Origin of the sequence: Serinicoccus chungangensis (assembly GCF_001483745.1) — a bacterium.
In the GTDB taxonomy this organism is placed as follows: Bacteria; Actinomycetota; Actinomycetes; order Actinomycetales; family Dermatophilaceae; genus Ornithinicoccus; species Ornithinicoccus chungangensis_A.
Map to the genome: position 1 here is coordinate 437,309 of NZ_LQBL01000028.1, position 19,282 is coordinate 456,590.

Genomic DNA, 19,282 nt, shown 5'->3' on the forward strand with positions numbered 1-19,282 from the left:
CGGGCGCGTCCGGGCCGTACCGGGCGCGCCCCGCCGCAGGGGCCGGTCAGCTCACTTGAGGAAGTCCGGCACGTCCAGGTCGTCGGAGTCCTCGAAGGTCACCTGGCGCGGGGGCTGCTGCACGGGTCGCTGGACCGGCTGCGCGACGTCGTCGTCCTCGCCTCCCGGCTCGCCCTGCGGCGCGCCCTGGCCGCCCTGCTGGCCCCCACCCTGGGAGCCGGCGTCGGCGGGGGCACCCTGCCCCGCGGGACGCTGACCGCCCTGCTCGGGAGCCGGACGCTGCTGCTGGGGCTGCTGCTGGCCTCCGGCGGGGCGCTGCTGCCCCTGCGGGGCCTGCTGGCGGTTGGTGCCGCCGGCGTGCACCTGGCCGAGCGCGCGGTCGTTGCCCTCGCCCCGGGCCTGCGGGGCACCGCCGTCGAAACCGGCCGCGATGACGGTGACCCGCACCTCGTCGCCGAGGGAGTCGTCGATGACCGCGCCGAAGATGATGTTGGCCTCCGGGTGGGCGGCCTCCTGCACCAGCCGGGCCGCCTCGTTGATCTCGAACAGGCCGAGGTCCGACCCGCCCTGGACCGACAGCAGGACGCCGTGGGCGCCCTCGATGCTCGCCTCGAGCAGCGGCGAGGAGATCGCCAGCTCGGCCGCCTGCACCGCGCGGTCCTCCCCCCTGGCCGAGCCGATGCCCATGAGGGCGGACCCCGCCCCCTGCATGACCGACTTCACGTCGGCGAAGTCGAGGTTGATGAGGCCCGGCGTGGTGATGAGGTCGGTGATGCCCTGGACACCGGAGAGCAGCACCTGGTCGGCGCTGCGGAAGGCGTCCAGCATCGAGACCGTGCGGTCGGAGATCGACAGCAGCCGGTCGTTGGGGATGACGATGAGGGTGTCGACCTCGTCACGCAGCGTGGCGATGCCGGACTCGGCCTGGTTGGCGCGGCGCCGCCCCTCGAAGGTGAACGGCCGGGTCACCACACCGATGGTGAGGGCACCCAGGCTCTTGGCGATCTTGGCGACCACGGGGGCGCCCCCGGTGCCCGTGCCACCGCCCTCCCCGGCGGTGACGAAGACCATGTCGGCCCCGCGCAGGGCCTCCTCGATCTCCTCGGTGTGGTCCTCCGCCGCGCGGCGACCGACCTCCGGGTCGGCGCCCGCACCGAGCCCCCGGGTGAGCTCCCGGCCCACGTCGAGCTTGACGTCCGCGTCGCTCATGAGCAGGGCCTGGGCGTCGGTGTTGATGGCGATGAACTCGACACCCTTGAGGCCGACCTCGATCATCCGGTTGATGGCGTTGACGCCACCTCCGCCGATGCCGACGACCTTGATGACGGCCAGGTAGTTCTGCGCTGCGGACACGATGGACCTTTCGGAACGGGTGCGGGTGCGATGCATCGATTGCGGTGCGTGCCGCGAGCATACGCGGGCGAGGAGAGCCCGTCCCCCAGCATGAACCTCGACCTCAGGTCGAAGGTCGAGGGTCCATCAGCCCGTGGCCTCGGGAAGCCCGGTGACCACCGGCGTGCCGGGGACCCGCACGTCGATGGTCATCGCCAGCGCGCCCTGCGGGTCGATGGTCTCCTGACCGACCAGGGCGGTGACGACGTGCCACTTCTTCTCGTTGTCCGTCGGGGTGCCCCACCGCAGCGTGAGCTGGCCCAGGTCCATCTCGACCGAGCCGTCCCGGTCCACCGAGGGCGCGCCGAGCTCCCCCTCGAGGGTGTCCGGGTCCGGGCGCGTGCGCCACAGCTCGGCCAGCCCGGTCACGGTCCGCCGGTCCAGCTCGGTCGGGTCGGTGCGCAGCGCGATGAGCGGGAGCTTCTTGCTCGGCCGGTCCACCTGCTCGTAGAGCACCCCGGAGGCGTCGGCGAGCCAGGTGGTCCCGGCCCCGCGCAGCGCCAGCGCCGGGTCGCGCTCGGTCACCACGAGGGTGATCGAGGAGGGCCAGTCGCGCTCCACCTCCACTGAGGCGATGCGGGGGTCGGCGAGCACCCGCTCGCTGACGCGTCCCTCCGACACCCGGGCCAGGGGGCGACCCTGCGGGATCTGGGCCTTCTCCAGCGCGCTGGCCGCCACGTCCTCGCGGCCCCCCTCGACCTGCACGTCCTCGACGACGAAGGCGACCGAGAAGTAGAAGAGGAAGACCATCGCGGCTGCGGCGGCGAGCACCCCGCCGCTCCACAGCAGCATCGCCCGACGACCGAGGCCGACGCGGCGCGCCCGGACCGAGCCTCCTGCCCGGCGGGCGGCCGGTCGGCGTCGTGGCCGGCGCGCGCTCATGATCCTGCCTCCTCGACCGTGCGCGGCGCCGTCACGGCGCCCCGGCGCCCCAGCAGGTCGAGCAGCTCGCCGCCCACGCCGGTCACGTCACCGGCCCCGACGGTGACGACCAACGACTCGACGCCGTCGCCGACCACCTCGACCAGCGCGGGGGCGGCCGCCCGGACCGACCCCACCTCGATCACCCGGGGCGCAGCGGCGTGCGCCCGCAGGCCGCTCGCGAGCAGGCCGGAGGTCACCCCGGGGTGGTCCTCCTGTCGTTCGCGGGCGGCATACACCGGCAGCAGGACCACGACATCGGCCCCGGCGAGCCCCTCGACGAAGCCGGGTGCGAAGTCGCGCGTCCGGGAGAACAGGTGCGGCTGGAAGGCGACGACCAGGCGACGCCCGGCGGCCGCGCTGCGGGCGGCCCGGACGAGGGCCGCGACCTTGGGGGCGTTGTGCGCGTAGTCGTCGACGACCTCGACCCCGTCCACGGCCCCGACCCGCTCGAAGCGGCGGTGGACCCCGGCGAAGCGCTCCAGCCCGTCGACGACCGCGCCCAGCGGCAGGCCCAGACCGACGGTGGCCGCGAGCAGCGCCGCGACCGCGTTGTGCACGGTGTGCTCCCCCGGCGCCGGCAGGTGCAGCCGCACCGTGGTGCCCTCCTCGAGCCCGGGCACGCCCGGGCCGACCACCACGGTGCCCGAGGCGCTCGTGCCCTCCGAGCGCACGTCGTCGACGAGCACGTCGGCGCCCTCGGTGCCCCACGTCACGACCCGCAGCCCGGACGCACGGGCGTGCGCGGCCAGCCGCGCGGCACCCGGGTCGTCCAGCGTGGTGACCAGCAGGCCGTCGCGGGGGACGGTGCCGACGAAGTCACGGTATGCCGCCTCGACGGCGGCCACGTCGCCGTAGTGGTCGAGGTGGTCGGGCTGGACGTTGGTCACCACCGCGACCTGGGGTCGGTAGGTGAGGAAGCTGCCGTCGCTCTCGTCCGCCTCGACGACGACCGGGGCGCCCGGCGCCCCCGGGGCGGCGCTGACGCCGGTGCTGGCCAGCGGCGCCCCCAGGACGTAACCCGGGTCCGCGCCCGCGGCCTGGAGGGCCGCCGAGGTCAGTGCGCTCGTCGTGGTCTTGCCGTTGGCGCCGGCGACCGCCACCGCGGGGCGCCCGTGCAGGAACGCGGCGATCCCCTGGGCGCGGTGGAGGACGGTCAGCCCGGCGGCGCGCGCGGCGGCGAGCTCGGGGTTGTCCTCGCGGACCGCCCCAGAGACGACCACCGTGCGGGCGTCACCGAGGTGCGCCGGGTCGTGGCCGACGTGGACCCGGGCCCCGGCCTCCTCCAGCGAGCGCAGCGTCGGGCTGTCGCGCTGGTCCGAGCCGGACACCCGGACCCCGAGGGAGAGGAACAGGCGGGCCACCCCGGAGACGCCGGAGCCGCCGATGGCGATGACGTGCACCGGCCCGAGCTCCTCGGCTCTCGGGACGGGGGCGGTGAAGTCGAAGCGCGCCGCGCTCACCGCTGACCACCTGCCGCCTCGAGGACGAGGTCGACCAGCCGGTCGGCGGCGTCCCGGTCCCCGTGCTCGGCCGCCGCCGCGGCCATGGCCTCCAGCCGCCGTCCGTCCTGGAGCAGCGGGAGCGCGACGGTGCGGATCCAGCCAGGGTCGACCTGCGCGTCCTCGACGAGCAGCCCACCGCCGGCCTCGACGACCTCGCGGGCGTTGAGGCGCTGCTCGCCGTTGCCGATGGGCAGCGGGACGTAGACGGCCGGGAGCCCGACGGCGGCCAGCTCGCAGACGGTGCCCGCACCGGCCCGGCAGAGCGCGAGGTCGGCGACGGCGTAGGCGAGGTCCATCCGGTCGGTGTAGGGCAGGGCGAGGTAGCGGGCGCCGGTGCGGGGGTCCTGAGCAGGGACCGCCACCTCCTTGCCCGCGCCGGTGAGGTGCAGCACCTGGACCCCGGCGGCCAGCAGGTCCTGGCCCGCCCCGGCCACCGCCTCGTTGAGCCGCTGTGCCCCCAGCGAGCCGCCGAAGACGAGGAGCGTGGGACGACCCTCGTCCAGACCGAACTCGGCACGTGCCGCCCCGGCGAGCACCTCCCGGTCCAGGGTGCGGATCTCCTCGCGCAGCGGCAACCCCACCCGCACCGCGTGCGGGAGCTCTGTGGAGGCGAAGGTCGTGGCCACCCGCGCGGTGAAGCGGGCCCCCAGCCGGTTCGCCAGCCCGGGCCGGGCGTTCTGCTCGTGCAGGACGATCGGCACCCCGGCCCGGCGGGCCGCGAGGTAGGCCGGGGTGGCGACGTAGCCGCCGAAGCCCACGACGACCTGGGCGTCGCTGTCCCGGATCGCCCCCGCCGCCGTCGCGACCGCTCGGCGCAGGGCCCCGGGGAAGCGCAGGGCGCGGGCGTCGGGACGGCGGGGGAAGGGCACCTTGGGCACGACGACGAGCGGGTAGCCCCGCTCGGGCACCAGGCGTGCCTCCAGACCCTCCGCGGTCCCCAGCACCCGGATGTCCGCGTCGGGCACCCGCCGGCGCAGCGCGTCACCGGTCGCCAGCAGCGGGAGGACGTGACCGGCGGTCCCCCCACCGGCCAGCACGACGCGCACCCCGCTGCGGTCCGGCGTCTTCACCGCCGCCCGCCCTGCGCCCGGGCGCGCCTGCCCCGGGCTGCCGGGGTGGCCGGCCGACGCCGCGAGCCGCGGGCACCGGGGACGGCGGCCAGGGTGCGCCGCAGCGTCCCGGTGCGCCCGCGCAGCGTCTCCTCGGCCCCCGGGAGCGAGCGGGCGAGGGAGAGCAGCAGACCGATGCCGATGAGCGCGGCGATGAGGGCGGACCCGCCGCTGGAGACCAGGGGCAGCGGGACCCCGATGATGGGCAGCATCCCGATGACCGAGCCGATGTTGATGAGCGCCTGGCTGAGGAACCACACCATGATCCCGGCTGCCGCCAGGCGGGTGAAGCCGTCCTCGGCCTGGGTGATCACCCGGAAGCAGGAGTAGGCCAGGACCGCGAAGAGCGCGAGCACCGCCAGGCTGCCGGGCAGGCCGAGCTCCTCGCCGATGATGGCCAGGATGAAGTCGTTGTGCGGCTCGGGCAGGATGCCCCACTTCTCCCGGGACTCCCCGAGCCCCAGACCCCACCAGCCGCCGTCGGCGAGGGCGTACTCGGCGTGGACCTTCTGGTAGCAGCCTGCGACGTGCGGGCTGTCGCAGATGCCACCGATCCACGTCTGGATGCGCTGCATCCGGTTGGCGCTGCCGGCCGCGAGGACCGCCACGCCGACCGAGGCCACGGCACCGAGCCCGACGAACCACCGCGCCGGCAGCCCCGCCGCCCAGAGCAGGCCCGCGACGATGGCGAGCATGATCATGCCCGTGCCGAGGTCGTGACCCTGCAGCACCAGACCCACGAGCAGCATGCCGAAGGGGAAGACGAGCGGGACCGCGGCGTGGACGGGCTTGTGGATGACCCGCCGCTTGGCGGCGAGCACGGCGGCGCCGAAGACGACGAGGGCGACCTTGCCGAACTCGGAGGGCTGCAGCGAGAACCCTCCGAAGGAGATCCAGTTGCGGTTGCCCTGGAAGTCCATCCCGAGGGGGGTGAAGACCGCGACCTGCAGCGCCAGGGCGAGGAACACGCCGGGCCACGCGAGCCTCTTCCACAGGCCCACCGGGACCCGTGAGCCGATGACCGCGAGCACGATGCCGACCGAGCCGAAGACCAGCTGGTTGAGGAAGACGGTGTAGGAGCTGCCGCTCTCGCGGTAGGACCCGACGCTGGAGGCGGAGAGCACCATGACCAGGCCCAGCCCGGTGAGCACCGAGGCCGACACCAGGGCCAGGTAGTAGGGCGCGACCGGTGAGCGCAGCCAGGCACCCACCGACTGCAGGCTCCAGCCGGTCTCCTCGCTCCCCCCGCGGGAGGACGAGCCGCGGGGCCGGTCCAGGGTCGTCGTCACGACGTCGGCCCTCCCAGGTGCCGGCGGACGGCACCGGCGAAGGTGTCGCCCCGGCTGCCGTAGCTGGGGAACATGTCGAGCGAGGCCGCGGCGGGCGAGAGCAGGACCACGTCGCCCGGGCGGGCCAGGGCGGCGCACCGGGCCACGACGTCGTCCATCACCCGGTCCAGCGCAGCCATGTCCCCATGGTCGGTGACGCCGGCGTCGTGGACCGGGACCTCGGGCGCGTGTCGGGCCAGCGCCTGCGCGATGAGCTCCCGGTCGCTCCCGAGCAGCACCACCGCCCGCAGCCGGGGGGCCACCTCCGCGACCAGCTCGTCGACCTCGGCGCCCTTGAGCTGGCCACCGGCCACCCAGACGAGGTGGGGGTAGGAGCGCAGCGCGGCGAGGGCGGCGTGCGGGTTGGTGGCCTTGGAGTCGTCGACCCAGGTCACCCCCTCGTGCTCGGCGACGACGCTCATCCGGTGGGCGTCCGAGCGGAACCTGCGCAGGCCCTCGCGGACCGCGGCCGGCGTGACGCCGGCGGCGCGCGCCAGGGCGGCCGCCGCGAGGGCGTTGGCCACGAGGTGCGGCGGGGGCGCGGCCGAGCCGTCGCCGCCGGAGGCCCGCGCCAGGTCGGCCAGGGTCCCGAGCTCGGCGGCCGAGGTGCGCCGCTCCTCGACGAAGGCCCGGTCCGCGAGGACGTCGTCAACGAGCCCCAGCATCGACAGCCCCGGCGTGCCGAGGGTGAACCCGATGGCCCGGCACCCGTCCACGACCTCGGCCTGCTCGACCATCTCCTCGGTCCGGGGGTCCTGGACGTTGTAGACGCACGCCACCTGGGTGCGCTCGTAGATCCTCGCCTTGTCCGCGGCGTACGCCTCCAGCGACCCGTGCCAGTCGACGTGGTCCGGCGCGAGGTTGAGCACGCAGGAGGCGAGCGGGCTCATGCTGTGGGTGAAGTGCAGCTGGAAGCTGGACAGCTCGACGGCCACGATGTCGTAGGGGTCGGGGTGCTGGACCGCGTCGAGCACCGGGGTGCCGACGTTGCCGGTCGCGATGGCCCGCAGGCCGGCCGCCTGCAGCATCGAGGTGAGCAGCTGGACGGTGGACGTCTTGCCGTTGGTGCCGGTCACCACGAGCCAGGGCGCGGCCCCCACCCGCGGGCGCAGGCGCCACGCCAGCTCGATCTCGCTCCAGACGGGTATGCCGCGCTCCAGCGCCGCCGCCAGGACCGGGTGGTGCGGGGGCCAGCCCGGTGAGGTCACCACCACGTCGACGTCGAGCGGCACTACCTTCCCCTGGCCGTGGGGCCCGTCCTGACCGTCCTGCGGCCAGCCGGTCACGTGCTCCGCGCCGCGGCGGACGTCCGCACCGAGGATCCCGAGGATCCCGGCCTGGGTGTCCTGCTTCTCGGTGTCGTTGCCGGCGTCGAGCACGGTCACCCGCGCGCCGTGCTGCAGCAGCGCGTCCGCCGCCGCGAAGCCGGTCACGCCCAGGCCGGTGACGAGGGCGCGCAGCCCGCTCCAGTCGGCATCCCGGTGGGTGAGCTCGTCGAGGTCGGTGCTCACAGGTTCGCCACCCACTCGCCGTAGAACAGTCCCAGGCCCACCGCGACGCAGATGCCCGCGATGATCCAGAAGCGGATGACGATGGTCACCTCGGCCCAGCCGAGCAGCTCGAAGTGGTGCTGCAGCGGCGCCATCCGGAAGACCCGTTTGCGGGTGAGCTTGAAGCTGGCCACCTGGATGATGACCGAGAGCGTGATCATGACGAACAGCCCGCCGAGCACCGCCAGCAGCAGCTCCGTGCGGGTGGTGATGGCCAGCCCGGCGAGCCCGCCCCCGAGGGCGAGCGAGCCGGTGTCGCCCATGAAGATCTTGGCGGGCGAGGCGTTCCACCACAGGAAGCCGAAGCAGGCGCCGGCGACGGAGCAGGCGACGACGGCCAGGTCGAGCGCGTCCCGGACGTCGTAGCAGTTGGGCCCCGGGGCCAGCTGGCAGTTCTGGTTGTACTGCCAGATGCCGATGACCGAGTAGGCGGCGAACACCATGACCGAGGCACCCGTCGCCAGCCCGTCCAGCCCGTCGGTGAGGTTGACGCCGTTGGACGCGCCCGCGATGAGCACGTTGGCCCACAGGATGAAGAGGATCACGCCGAGGACGGGGCCGGCGAAGGCCAGGTCGACCGCGGTGTCCCGGACGAAGGAGATCGCGGTGGACGCCGGGGCACGGGTGCTGTCGCCCTCGAGCAGCAGCGCGGCCAGGGCGAACACGATGGCGACCACGGTCTGGCCGGTGAGCTTCTCCGCCGAGGTGAGCCCGAGGCTGCGCTGCTTGGAGATCTTGGTGTAGTCGTCCAGGAATCCGATGAAGCCCAGACCGGTGATGAGGAAGAGCACGAGCAGGGCGCTGAGGCTGAACCGCGAGTGGGTGACCTCGAGGATGCCGGTGACGTCGAGCAGGATGAGGAGCAGGTGCGAGACGACGTACCCGGCCACGGTGGCGCCGATGATGACGGCGCCGCCCATGGTGGGTGTCCCGCGCTTGGTGTGGTGGGAGGTGGGGCCGTCGTCGCGGATGAACTGGCCGTAGCCGCGGCGCACGAGGAAGCGGATGAACAGCGGGGTGCCGAAGAGCGAGAAGACCATGGCGACCGCGCCGGCGAGCAGGACGTTGACCATCAGCCGACCACCAGCTCGTCGCCGAGCAGGCGGAGCCCGGAGTCGCGGCTGCTCTTGAGGAGCACGACGTCCCCGGGGCGCAGCGTCCCGCGCAGGTGCCCCAGCGCCTCGTGCCGGTCGGTCAGGGTGGTCGCCCTGCTCCCCCCGGCGGCGAGGTATGCCGTCGCCGCCGGTCCGGCGACCGGTCCCACGACGACCAGCTCGTCCACCCCGAGGTCGGCCGCCAGCGCGCCGACGCGCTCGTGCTCGAGGTCGCTGTCGGCGCCGAGCTCCAGCATGCCGCCGACGGCGGCCACGGCGCGACCCCCGGGGCGGCGCATCGCCGCCAGGGCGCGCAGCGCGGCCCGCATCGACTCGGGGTTGGCGTTGTAGGCGTCGTTGACGACGGTGACGCCGTCGGGGCGCTCGGTGACCTCCATCCGCCACCGGGAGCGCGCCGTGGCGGCGCCCAGGGCGGCCGCGACCTCGCGCCACGGCATACCCCACTCGGCGGCGACCGCGGCGACGGCGAGGGCGTTGCCCACCTGGTGCTCGCCCGCGAGCTGCAGCGTCACCGGCTCGGCCACCCCGCCGGGGGCTTTGAGCAGGAACGAGGCGCGGCCGAGGGGGTCCAGGGTGACCTGCTCGGCACGGACCTCGGCGTCAGGGGCGAGCCCGACGAGCAGGGTGCGCGCGCCGGCCCGCGCCGCGACGTCCGCCATCGCGCGGACGACGTCGTCGTCGGCGTTGAGCACGGCCAGGCCACCCTCGGGCAGGGCGGCCACGATCTCGGACTTGGCCCGCCCGATGGCCTCGCGCGACCCGAACTCGCCGAGGTGGGCGCTGCCGACGTTGAGGACCACCGAGACCAGCGGCGGGGCCACCTGGGTGAGGTGGGCGATGTGGCCAGCACCCGAGGCGCCCATCTCCGCCACGAGGTAGGCCGTCTCCTCGGTCAGCCGGCACACGGTCAGGGGCAGCCCGACCTCGGAGTTGTAGGACGCCTCGGGAGCCAGCGTCGGCCCCAGCCCCTGCAGCACCTGGGCCATGAGGTCCTTGGTGGACGTCTTGCCCGAGGAACCGGTGATGGCCACGGTGCGCAGCCCGCCGTGCGCGGCGCAGCGGTCGTGCACCTCGCGGGCGAGGGCGGCGAAGGCCCGGGTGACGGCGTCGTAGGGCGGCCGGTCGGGGCGCTCGGAGAGGCGAGCCGGGTCCTCCTGCACGACCACGCACGGCAGGCCGTCTACCGGACGGTTGGTGAGCGCCCCCACCGCGCCGCGCTCCGCGGCACCGGCGACGAAGTCGTGCCCGTCGGCGCTCTCCCCGCGCCGGGCGACGTAGAGGCCGCCGGGGAGCACCTCGCGGGAGTCGGTGACCACCGGGCCGGTGATCCGCACGGAGGCGTCCTCGGGGGACCCTGGGTGCACCCGGCCACCGGTCAGGCGAGCGACCTCACCGAGGCTCAGGGGGATCACCCATCGGTCCTTTCGTCCTTGATGGCGAGGTCTCCCAGTGTGACACCCTTCTGGCCGGGCACCGGCTCCTCGGGGTCGAACTCGATGTCGAACTCCGCGGGTGGCGTGCTCGCCGGGGCGATGCCCTCCTGCTGCAGCGCGTAGCGCATGAGGTCGGCGAACACCGGACCGGCGACGACCCCACCGAACTCGCTGATCCGGGTGGGGCGCTGGATGACGACGGCCACGACGTACTTCGGGTCGTCGGCCGGCGCGAAGCCCATGAAGGAGGAGGTCACGCTGCCGTCGTAGCGACCGGTCTCCGGGTCGATCCGGGACGCCGTGCTGGTCTTGCCGGCGACGTGGTAGCCGGGGACCGCCGCGAGCGGTGCGGTGCCCCCGGTGGACGGGACCTGCTGCATGATCTCGGTCAGGCTCTGGGCCGTCTCCTCGCTGATGACGCGCTCGTCCTCCTGCGCCGCCACCGGCTCCTCCTCGGTGTAGCGCCCCTCCTCGTCCACCGTGCCGGCGATGATGCTCGGGTGCACCCGGAGGCCGTCGTTGGCGATGGTCTGGAAGACCCCCATCTGCTGCAGCAGCGTGCCGGAGAGGCCCTGGCCGAACATGAAGGTGTAGCGCGTGGTCGCGCTCCACGTCGAGGGCTCGGGCACCAGGCCGGCGGACTCCCCGGGCAGGCCCAGGCCGGTCCGGTCGCCGATGCCGAAGCGGCGCATCCAGTCGTAGATCTGCTGGTCGCTGAGCTTCTCGCCGTAGAGGATCGTGCCCATGTTCGAGGACTTGGCCAGCACACCCCCGAAGGTGAGGTACTCGATCGGGTGCGGCTCGGCGTCCTTGAAGCGGGTCCCGGCCCGGCTCATGGTCACCGGCACCTCGATCGGGGTGTCCGGCTCCACGATGCCCTCCTCGAGGGCGGCGGCGGCGGTGATGAGCTTGGAGGTCGACCCGGGCTCGTAGACGTCCTCCACGGCGGCGTTGCGCATGTCCGCGGCGTCCTGCGTGCTCTGCGAGGGGTCGAAGCCGGGGTAGCTCGTCAGGGCTCGCAGCTGCCCGGTCTCGACGTCCATGACCGCGGCGTAGCCGGAGAGCGCCCCGGCCTCCTTCACCCGCGTGCGGACCGCGTCGTAGGCGCGCCACTGCAGGTCGGCGTCGATGGTCAGGCGGAGGTCCTGGCCCGGTCGGGCCGGGTCCTCCTCGTAGACCCCGGTGCTGATCCGCTGGCCGTCCTGACCGATCTCGAAGAGCGCCTCCCCCGGCTCGCCGGTCAGCTCCTCGTCCTTGACCAGCTCGATCCCGCCGGCGGCCATCTCCCCGGAGCCGATCCAGCCCAGGAGGGGCGCGGCGGCCTCGCCCAGGGGGTACTCGCGGCGCATCAGCTCCTCGCTGGAGACCCCGCGGACGTTGGCGGCCTTGATCTCCTGCCACTCCTGCGGGGAGGCGTCGGGGACGAGGACGGCGTACTGCTCGCCCAGCGGGTCGACCAGCCGGCGGAGCACGTCGGCCTGGTCGGCCCCGGTGATCTCGGACACGACCTGGGCGGCCGCGGCATACCCGGTCCCCACGACCTGGCGGGAGCCGTCCGGGGCCTGCTCCGTGCGCGTGTAGTCCACGACGAGGGTGGGGTCGGCCACGATGCGGCGCCGCTCGACGCTGACGGCGAGGACGTCGCCGTCGACGTCGGTGATGCTCCCGCGGGCGGCGGGGATCGTGCGGGACTGCAGCCGCTCCCCCAGGGCGGCCGCGGAGACGCTCGCCGCGTCGAGCCCCTGCAGCCGCACCAGCTGGGCGGCGAAGAGGCTGAGGACGATGAGCACCCCCAGCATGAGGGCGCGGGCGCGCCGGGCCGGGTGGGCGACGCCGGCTGCGACGGCTGGGGCGGACGGGGAGCGATGGCCGGTGCGCGGTCGTGCCACGGTGCTCACCCCTTGTCAGTCGTCCTTCGCCAGAGCCGTGCCCGTCGAGGGCAGATCAACGGTAAGCGTGCGCGAACCGTCCACCTTGGACGCCACGCCGGTGATGGACCCGTCGGACAGGCGCAGGGTGGCGGTGGAGGTCGAGGGGACCATCTTGAGCTTGGTCGCGGCGCGCGCCAGGCTCTCCGAGGACCCCTTGCTCTCGAGCTCGTCGGCCAGGGTGACCTTCTCGTCGTGCAGGGCCGTGGCCTCGACCTCCAGGGAGCTGAGGACGTAGGACCCCTCGGCGCGGACCGTGTTGAGCAGCAGCACGGCGGTGAAGGTCAGCGCGACGAGGAGGACGCACAGCAGCCGGAACCCGTTGCTGGTGGACACGGGTGCGGCGTCCACGGCGCGGGCACGGACGCTGCCTCCGGGACGGGCCGGGGTGATCCGACCGATGCGGCTGGAGATGGTCATCTGGCTCATGGCGTCGAGGGCTCCTCGCGGGTGCGGGCGGGCTGGTCGGTGGTGGCGCGGAGGCGTTCGGCGGCGCGCAGGCGCACCGAGGCGGACCGGGGGTTGGACTCCTGCTCCTGGGCGTCGGCGCGCTCGGCCCCCCGGGTCAGCAGGCGCAGCCAGGGCTGGTGCTCGGGCAGCTCGAACGGGAGGTCGGGCGGGGCCGAGCTGGTCGCCCCCGCGGCCAGCCCCTGCTTAGTGATGCGGTCCTCGAGGGAGTGGTAGGACAGGACCGCGATCCGGCCGCCGGTCACCAGCGCGCGCAGCGCCGCGGCGAGCCCCTCGCGCCAGGTCGACAGCTCGGCGTTGACCTCGATCCGCAGCGCCTGGAAGGTGCGCTTGGCGGGGTGGCCCCCGCTGCGCTGCGACGCGGCCGGGACGACGTCGTGCAGCAGCTGCACCAGCGGGCCGGACGTCGTGAACGGCTCCTCCTCCCGACGGCGCACGACGGCGCGGGCGATCGGCCGGGCGAAGCGCTCCTCGCCGTAGTCGCGCAGGATCCGGGTGAGGTCGCGGACGTCGTAGGTGTTGAGCACGTCGGCGGCGGTGCCGGGGACCGACTGGTCCATCCGCATGTCCAGCGGGGCGTCGGCGCGGTAGGCGAAGCCGCGCTCCAGCTCGTCCAGCTGCAGCGAGGAGACCCCCAGGTCGAAGAGGACGGCGTCGGCCCCGTCGACCCCGACCTCGGCCAGGATGGACGGGAGGTCGTCGCTCACGGCGTGGACGGGCAGGAAGCGGTCGCCGAAGCCCGCCAGCCGCTCGCTCGCGAGGGCCAGGGCCTGCGGGTCGCGGTCGATGCCGACGGCCCGGGCTCCCGGGCACGCCCGCAGCAGCGCCTCGGTGTGCCCACCCAGGCCCAGGGTGCCGTCGACGTAGACCGCGCCCTCGTGCTGCAGGGCCGGGGCGAGCAGCTCGACGCACCGCTGCAGCAGGACCGGCACGTGCCTGTCCTGCGTCTCACGCGGGGTCTCTGCTGCCATGACGGTCGGTCCCTGGTCGCGGTGACGGCGGTGGCCGGTCCCTGGTCCCCCACCGTCCGCCCCTCCCGGCCCGGGGGAAGTCGGGTCGGGTCGAGGGTGTGGTCCCGGCTCCGGGGAAGAGGAGCCGGGGCGACGTCGGACGGGGGGAGGCCAGGGTGCGGTCGCGCGCGGTCACATGAGTCCGGGGACCACCTCCTCGGACAGGTCAGCGAAGGAGTCCTCGTGCTCCTCGGTGTAGGCCGCCCAGGCCCGGGAGTCCCAGACCTCCAGCCGGTTGCCCGCCCCGATGACGGTGCACTCCCCCGTCAGGCCGGCGTAGGAGCGCAGCAGCGGCGGCACGGTGACGCGACCCTGCTTGTCGGGGATCTCGTCCGAGGCGCCGGACAGGAAGAAGCGCTGGTAGTCGCGGACCGTCTTGGAGGAGGTGGGGCTGTCCTGCCACTGCTGGACGAGGCGCTCGAAGTCGGCCTGGGTGAAGACGTAGAGGCAGTGCTCCTGCCCCCGCGTGATGACGAGCCCTCCGGCCAGCCGCTCACGGAACTTCGCCGGCAGGATCATCCGGCCCTTGTCGTCGAGGCGGGGCGTGTAGGTGCCGAGGAAGAGCACGTCACCACCCCTTCGGTCGATCGGCCGGCGTCTCCAAGTGTCCCCACTCTACTCCACTTCGCCCCACTCAGGCCAGCAAACCGGCCTCATCGTGCCACATCTTTCGCCAACGTCGCAGGTCAGAGGCGGTGGTGCGCGGTGGGGGGCCGAACGGGCCGGACTCGGGCGTCGCGGTGTGATGCCCCGCCGACGTCACGCCGGTCGGTGACATCGGTGCAGGTCAGGGGGGTGCAGCCACCCATCGCGCAGCGGGAGGGGCCGCCCGGGGCTCGCTCCCGCGCCGCCGGTGGGGGGAAGTGGAGGGACGGGGTCCGCCGGCCTCCTGGTGCGGGACGGCGGCGCGGCCCGACACGACGTTTGGCAAGATCGGGGTCATGTCTGCCATCTCGCCCGCGCCCGACACCGTCGACCTGGAGGCCGTGCGGTCCGTCGCCGGGGCCGTGCACCGGGCCATCGCGACCGTCATCGAGGGCAAGGACGAGGCGGTCGCCACCGCGGTGACCGCCCTGCTGGCCGAGGGGCACCTCCTGGTCGAGGACGTCCCGGGCGTGGGCAAGACCATGCTGGCCAAGGCGTTGGCGCGGGCCATCGACTGCCGGGTGAGCCGGGTGCAGTTCACCCCCGACCTGCTGCCCAGCGACATCACCGGGGTCAGCGTCTTCAACCAGGACACCCGCGAGTTCGAGTTCCGCCGCGGGGCCATCTTCGCCAACGTCGTCGTGGGGGACGAGATCAACCGCGCCTCGCCCAAGACGCAGTCGGCGCTGCTGGAGTCGATGGAGGAGCGGCAGGTCACGGTCGACGGGCAGACCTACCCGCTCCCGCGGCCCTTCCTCGTCATGGCCACCCAGAACCCCATCGAGATGGAGGGCACCTACCCCCTGCCCGAGGCCCAGCGGGACCGCTTCATGGCGCGCATCTCCATGGGCTACCCGTCGGCGAGCTCGGAGATGGCGATGCTCGAGACGCACGGGTCGGTCAGTCCCCTGGAGGGCCTGCACCCCGTCACGACGGCGGCCGACGTGGAGCAGCAGATCGACAACGTGCGCGGGCTGCACATCTCCACGGCGCTGCGGCAGTATGTCGTGGAGCTCATGTCGGCCTCCCGCGCGCACCGCATGCTCCGGCTGGGGGCCTCGCCCCGGGCGGGGCTGCAGCTCCTGCGCGCCGCCCGCGCCCACGCCGCGCTGGCCGGCCGCGACCACGTCCTGCCCGAGGACGTGCAGGCGATGGCGGTGCCGGTGCTCGCCCACCGGGTGCTCCCGACCGGCGAGGCCTCGCTGGCCCACCGCAGCACCGCCGACATCGTGCGCGACCTCGTCGAGCGCACCACCGTCCCCTCCGGCCGATGAGGCTGGGCCGCCACCGATGACGCACTCCACCGGCCCGTGGGGAGCGCTGACGACGAGGGGCAAGGCGTTCCTCGTGCTCGGCCTGCTCATGGTCGGCGCCGGCGTCGTCCTGGGCTACGAGGACGTCACCCGGATCGGACTGGCCCTGGTGGCCCTGCCCGTCCTCGTGCTGGTCCTCATGCCCCGGCGTGCCCCCCGCATGACCGTGACCCGCGAGGTCGACCCGCCGCGGCTCGTCCCCGAGGAGCGCGGAGAGGTCGAGGTGCGCTTCCGCAACCTCGGTCCCCGCTCCGCGGTCTACCTCGCCGAGGAGCACCTCGACTACCAGCTGGGCGACCGCCCGCGCTACATCCTGCCCCGCATGGTCACCGGGGAGGAGCGCCGGCTGCACTACTCAGTCCGTTCGCGGCACCGCGGCGCCTACGCGCTGGGGCCCATCGTGCTCCGGCAGCGCGACCCCTTCGGGCTGACCTTCCGCACCCTGCAGCTGGCCTCGCGCACCGAGCTGCTGGTCCTGCCGCGGGTCGTCGGCCTGGGCGAGGACCGGATGCGCGGCAGCTCGCGGGGCAGCGAGGGCGAGCAGCCCCAGATGATCGCGCTGCACGGCGAGGACGACGTCAGCATCCGCACCTACCGCGACGGCGACGAGCTGCGGCGCGTCCACTGGCCGGCGACGGCGCACCGGGGCGAGCTCATGGTCCGCCAGGAGGACCGTCCGGCCCGTCGCCGGGCCGTGCTGCTGCTGGACTCCCGGGCGCAGGCCCATCCCGGCTCGGGGATGCGCCCGTCCTACGAGTGGTCGGTGAGCGCCCTGGCGTCCGTCGCGCGCCACCTCGTGGCCGACGGGTTCGTCGTCCACCTGCTCACCGATGTCGCCCTCCGGGACGGCACGGCCCAGCACCCCGTCGAGCTCGGCCCGGCGATGGACGCCCTCGCCCGGGTCCAGCCCGAGCCCGACGCGCGGCTCGACCGCCTCTCCGCCGCCGCCTCCTCGTTCAGCTCCGGCGGGGTGCTCCTGGTCGCCGCGGTCGTCGCGCACGACGACCGGGAGCTGCGCACCCTCGCCTCCATCCGCCAGCCCGGCTCGCGGGCCCTGGCCTTCGTCCTGGACCCGGCCCGCTTCGGCGGGCCGTCGACCGAGGACGCCCCCACCGGGGTCCTCGCCGAGGCCGGGTGGCGCACGGTGACCGTGGGCCCGCACACCGGCATACCCGAGGCGTGGACCTCGCTGCGCGCCACCGCGGTCGGGAGGTCGGCGTGAACGACGACCGCGACTGGGTGTCCCGGGGGCTGTGGGCCGAAGGGTTCGTCGCAGCCCTCGCCACGCTGACCGTCGCGTGGCCGCTGACCGACCTGCTCCGGGAGGGCAGCTGGCTCGCCCCCGGTGTGACCATGGTGCTCCTCGTCGCCCTCGGCGGCGCGGTGCTCCGCTCCCTCGACACGCCGCCGACGCTGGTCGCGCTGGGCCAGCTCGTGCTCGGCCTGGGCGGGCTGGCCGTCATCTACCTGCGGGACACGCTGTGGCGCGGGGTGCTGCCCACCCGCGAGACGCTGGAGATGGTCGGCGCCCTGCTGGCCCAGGCCGGCACCGTGCTGCAGACGTATGCCGCCCCCGCCCCGACCACCCAGGGCGTCTCGTTCCTCGTCGTCGCGGTCCTCACCCTGACCGCGGTCTCGGTCGACTCGATGGGGGTGACCGGACGCGCCCCGGCGAGCGCCGGCATACCCCTCGTCGCGGGGTTCCTGGTCTCGGTCTCCAACACCGGGCAGGCCATGGAGCCGTGGTACTTCGCCGCGGTGCTCGTCATGTGGCTCCTCATGCTCGCCCAGCAGGGGCGGCGGCTGTCCCTGTCCTGGCCCTCCGCGGGCCGGCGCGAGTCCCGCGGCGCCGGTGACGTGTCCGAGGGTCCACGCACCTACCGCGGCCTGGCTCAGCTGGTCGGCGCCCTCACCGTCGTGGCGGCCGTGCTGGGCGCCGCCTTCCTGCCGCACCTGCCGCCGACCTTCCTCGGGGACGGGCTGGCCCGCAACCCGGACGCCCGCGACATCGACGCCGACGCCGGGGACGTCTCCTTCACCGAGACCATGGACCCGGGCCAGGACCTGCGCAACCAGTCGCAGGCACCGGTCCTCAGCTACCGCACCGACGCCATCAGTCTGCAACCGCTGCGCGTCACCGCCACCGAGCGCTTCGAGGACGGCCGGTGGGTCGCTCCCGAACGGCTCACCTCGGCCCTCCTCCCCCAGGGCGCACCCATCCCCGACCCTCCGGGGCTCGGCGAGGGCGTCCCCGTCGGCGAGTCCGAGTTCCAGGTCCTCGACAACGTGCTGGAGCCGCCCCACCTGGCCGTGCCTCCCCTGCTCACCGCCCTGGAGCTGCAGGACGCCGGCTACCGCTACGACCCCGAGGACGCCACCGTCGTCCTGCAGGGCCAGAGCCCGCGCTACGACGCCGACTACCTCACCATCGACGTCGGGGGCCAGCTCCCGGACGGTGTCGGCGACCAGCCGGCGTCGGCGGACGACTTCGACGAGGACCTGCTGGCCGTGGACGAGGTCTCGCAGGACGCCGTCTCCGCGCTCGCCGACGAGGTGGTCGGCGAGGAGGACAACGCGCTCCAGGCGGCCGTCCTCATCCAGGGGCACCTGCGCAGCGAGGGCGACTACCAGTACTCCCTGGAGCTGGAGCCCGCCGCCGAGGCCGGGGCCGACGACCCGATCGGCGGCTTCCTCGAGACGCGGCAGGGCTACTGCGTGCAGTTCGCCACGGCGATGGTCATGATGGCGCGGCACGAGGGCATCCCCGCGCGCATGGCCGTCGGCTTCCTCCCCGGCACCCCGCAGCAGGACGGGTCCCGGCAGATCATCGCCGCCGACGCCCACACCTGGCCCGAGCTGTGGATCGACGGGCTGGGGTGGACCCGCTTCGAGCCGACCCCGGGCGTGCGCGCCGGCACCCCGCCGGCCTACGCCCGGTCCACCGACGAGGGCGACGCCGCCCCCAGCACCTCCGAGGTGCCCCAGGAGATCACCCCCACCCCCGAGCCCACGGCGGCCCCCGCCCCCGGCGACCCCACCCTGCTCGACCGGCTGGGCGACCTCCTGCCGACCCTGCTGCGCACCCTGCTGGCGCTGCTGCTGCTCGGGGCCCTCGCGACGGTGCTGCCGTGGGCTGGGCGCCGGCACCGCGAGGCCGGGGTGCGCTCGGCCACCACCGCGTCCGAGCGCATCGAGGGCGAGTGGCAGCTGCTGACCCGGTCGCTGAGCGACCTCGGCGTCGCCACGCCGCCGGAGCGCAGCCCGCGGAGCATGCGCCGGCACTACCTCGGCGGCACCACGATGGAGGAGACCGGCGACCGCGCGCTGGGACGGGCGGTCGCCACCCTCGAACGCTCCCGGTATGCCGCTCCCGGCTCCCTCGGCGAGGACGAAGCGCACCAGATGAGCGAGGACGTGCGGACCGTGGTGGACGAGGTACGGCATACCTCCCCCTGGAACCAGCGGGTCAACGCCGCCCTGCTCCCGGGCAGCGGGGTGGCGGGGATGCGCGCGGGCGTGCGGCGCCTCCTGCGTCGCTGACCCGCCGGCCGGGGTGACCGGGGCC

At 74.4% G+C, this 19,282-nt stretch carries 15 protein-coding genes; 3 read left to right on the forward strand and 12 right to left on the reverse strand.

Going from position 1 to position 19,282, the window contains the following annotated elements; translation table 11 throughout:
* Window positions 1-51 precede the first annotated feature (51 nt).
* The 12 genes from ftsZ to mraZ form a co-directional block, all read right to left on the reverse strand.
* Window positions 52-1,353, reverse strand: coding sequence for a cell division protein FtsZ (gene ftsZ, locus AVL62_RS10495; protein WP_058891572.1), 1,302 nt, complete (start codon window positions 1,351-1,353; stop codon window positions 52-54).
* 126 nt (window positions 1,354-1,479) lie between these two features.
* On the reverse strand, window positions 1,480-2,274 hold the full coding sequence (locus AVL62_RS10500; protein ID WP_083518869.1) for a cell division protein FtsQ/DivIB: 795 nt from the start codon (window positions 2,272-2,274) through the stop codon (window positions 1,480-1,482).
* A complete protein-coding gene (murC, locus tag AVL62_RS10505) occupies window positions 2,271-3,776 on the reverse strand; it encodes a UDP-N-acetylmuramate--L-alanine ligase (RefSeq protein WP_058891574.1) in 1,506 nt (501 codons plus the stop codon). Before murC ends, AVL62_RS10500 begins: the two co-directional genes overlap by 4 nt.
* Entirely contained in the window at window positions 3,773-4,888 is a 1,116-nt protein-coding gene (gene murG / locus AVL62_RS10510; RefSeq protein WP_235585656.1) for an undecaprenyldiphospho-muramoylpentapeptide beta-N-acetylglucosaminyltransferase, read from the reverse strand. Before murG ends, murC begins: the two co-directional genes overlap by 4 nt.
* The gene (ftsW, locus tag AVL62_RS10515) at window positions 4,885-6,216 is read right to left on the reverse strand and encodes a putative lipid II flippase FtsW (protein WP_083518870.1); all 1,332 of its coding nucleotides are present in this window, start codon (window positions 6,214-6,216) and stop codon (window positions 4,885-4,887) included. Before ftsW ends, murG begins: the two co-directional genes overlap by 4 nt.
* Entirely contained in the window at window positions 6,213-7,766 is a 1,554-nt protein-coding gene (gene murD / locus AVL62_RS10520) for a UDP-N-acetylmuramoyl-L-alanine--D-glutamate ligase (RefSeq protein ID WP_058891575.1), read from the reverse strand. The genes ftsW and murD overlap by 4 nt, the downstream gene beginning before the upstream one ends.
* Window positions 7,763-8,878 (reverse strand): phospho-N-acetylmuramoyl-pentapeptide-transferase, encoded by a 1,116-nt coding sequence (mraY, locus tag AVL62_RS10525; protein ID WP_058891576.1) that lies wholly within the window; start codon window positions 8,876-8,878, stop codon window positions 7,763-7,765. The genes murD and mraY overlap by 4 nt, the downstream gene beginning before the upstream one ends.
* Window positions 8,878-10,332 carry a UDP-N-acetylmuramoyl-tripeptide--D-alanyl-D-alanine ligase gene (locus AVL62_RS10530; RefSeq protein ID WP_058891577.1) on the reverse strand — a complete coding sequence of 485 codons (1,455 nt, stop codon included), beginning with the start codon at window positions 10,330-10,332 and terminating at the stop codon, window positions 8,878-8,880. The genes mraY and AVL62_RS10530 overlap by 1 nt, the downstream gene beginning before the upstream one ends.
* The gene (locus AVL62_RS10535) at window positions 10,329-12,242 is read right to left on the reverse strand and encodes a peptidoglycan D,D-transpeptidase FtsI family protein (RefSeq protein WP_153011754.1); all 1,914 of its coding nucleotides are present in this window, start codon (window positions 12,240-12,242) and stop codon (window positions 10,329-10,331) included. Before AVL62_RS10535 ends, AVL62_RS10530 begins: the two co-directional genes overlap by 4 nt.
* Before the next feature lie 15 nt (window positions 12,243-12,257).
* Window positions 12,258-12,710, reverse strand: a complete 453-nt coding sequence (locus AVL62_RS10540) for a hypothetical protein (RefSeq protein ID WP_058891579.1) — start codon at window positions 12,708-12,710, stop codon at window positions 12,258-12,260.
* Window positions 12,707-13,720 (reverse strand): 16S rRNA (cytosine(1402)-N(4))-methyltransferase RsmH, encoded by a 1,014-nt coding sequence (rsmH, locus tag AVL62_RS10545; protein ID WP_058891580.1) that lies wholly within the window; start codon window positions 13,718-13,720, stop codon window positions 12,707-12,709. Before rsmH ends, AVL62_RS10540 begins: the two co-directional genes overlap by 4 nt.
* A gap of 171 nt (window positions 13,721-13,891) precedes the next feature.
* A complete protein-coding gene (mraZ, locus tag AVL62_RS10550; RefSeq protein WP_083518871.1) occupies window positions 13,892-14,326 on the reverse strand; it encodes a division/cell wall cluster transcriptional repressor MraZ in 435 nt (144 codons plus the stop codon).
* A 374-nt stretch (window positions 14,327-14,700) separates the two neighbouring features.
* Between mraZ and AVL62_RS10555 the strand changes: the two genes are divergently transcribed.
* Genes AVL62_RS10555 through AVL62_RS17105 form a run of 3 tightly spaced genes read left to right on the forward strand, consistent with a single transcriptional unit; the run spans window position 14,701 to window position 19,257 of the window.
* The gene (locus tag AVL62_RS10555) at window positions 14,701-15,678 is read left to right on the forward strand and encodes an AAA family ATPase (protein WP_058891581.1); all 978 of its coding nucleotides are present in this window, start codon (window positions 14,701-14,703) and stop codon (window positions 15,676-15,678) included.
* A 16-nt stretch (window positions 15,679-15,694) separates the two neighbouring features.
* Complete coding sequence (locus tag AVL62_RS10560) at window positions 15,695-16,939, forward strand: DUF58 domain-containing protein (protein WP_058891582.1); 1,245 nt, start codon at window positions 15,695-15,697, stop codon at window positions 16,937-16,939.
* A complete protein-coding gene (locus tag AVL62_RS17105) occupies window positions 16,936-19,257 on the forward strand; it encodes a transglutaminaseTgpA domain-containing protein (RefSeq protein WP_153011755.1) in 2,322 nt (773 codons plus the stop codon). The genes AVL62_RS10560 and AVL62_RS17105 overlap by 4 nt, the downstream gene beginning before the upstream one ends.
* The last annotated feature ends 25 nt before the right edge of the window (window positions 19,258-19,282 follow it).

What these genes read in the sequence shown, in the direction of transcription:
- AVL62_RS10500 (WP_083518869.1), bottom strand. Translation starts at nt 2,274, where the DNA reads ATGAGCGCGCGCCGGCCACGACGCCGACCGGCCGCCCGCCGGGCAGGA.
- mraY (WP_058891576.1), bottom strand. Translation starts at nt 8,878, where the DNA reads ATGGTCAACGTCCTGCTCGCCGGCGCGGTCGCCATGGTCTTCTCGCTC.
- AVL62_RS10540 (WP_058891579.1), bottom strand. Translation starts at nt 12,710, where the DNA reads ATGAGCCAGATGACCATCTCCAGCCGCATCGGTCGGATCACCCCGGCC.
- rsmH (WP_058891580.1), bottom strand. Translation starts at nt 13,720, where the DNA reads ATGGCAGCAGAGACCCCGCGTGAGACGCAGGACAGGCACGTGCCGGTC.
- AVL62_RS10555 (WP_058891581.1), top strand. Translation starts at nt 14,701, where the DNA reads ATGTCTGCCATCTCGCCCGCGCCCGACACCGTCGACCTGGAGGCCGTG.
- AVL62_RS10560 (WP_058891582.1), top strand. Translation starts at nt 15,695, where the DNA reads ATGACGCACTCCACCGGCCCGTGGGGAGCGCTGACGACGAGGGGCAAG.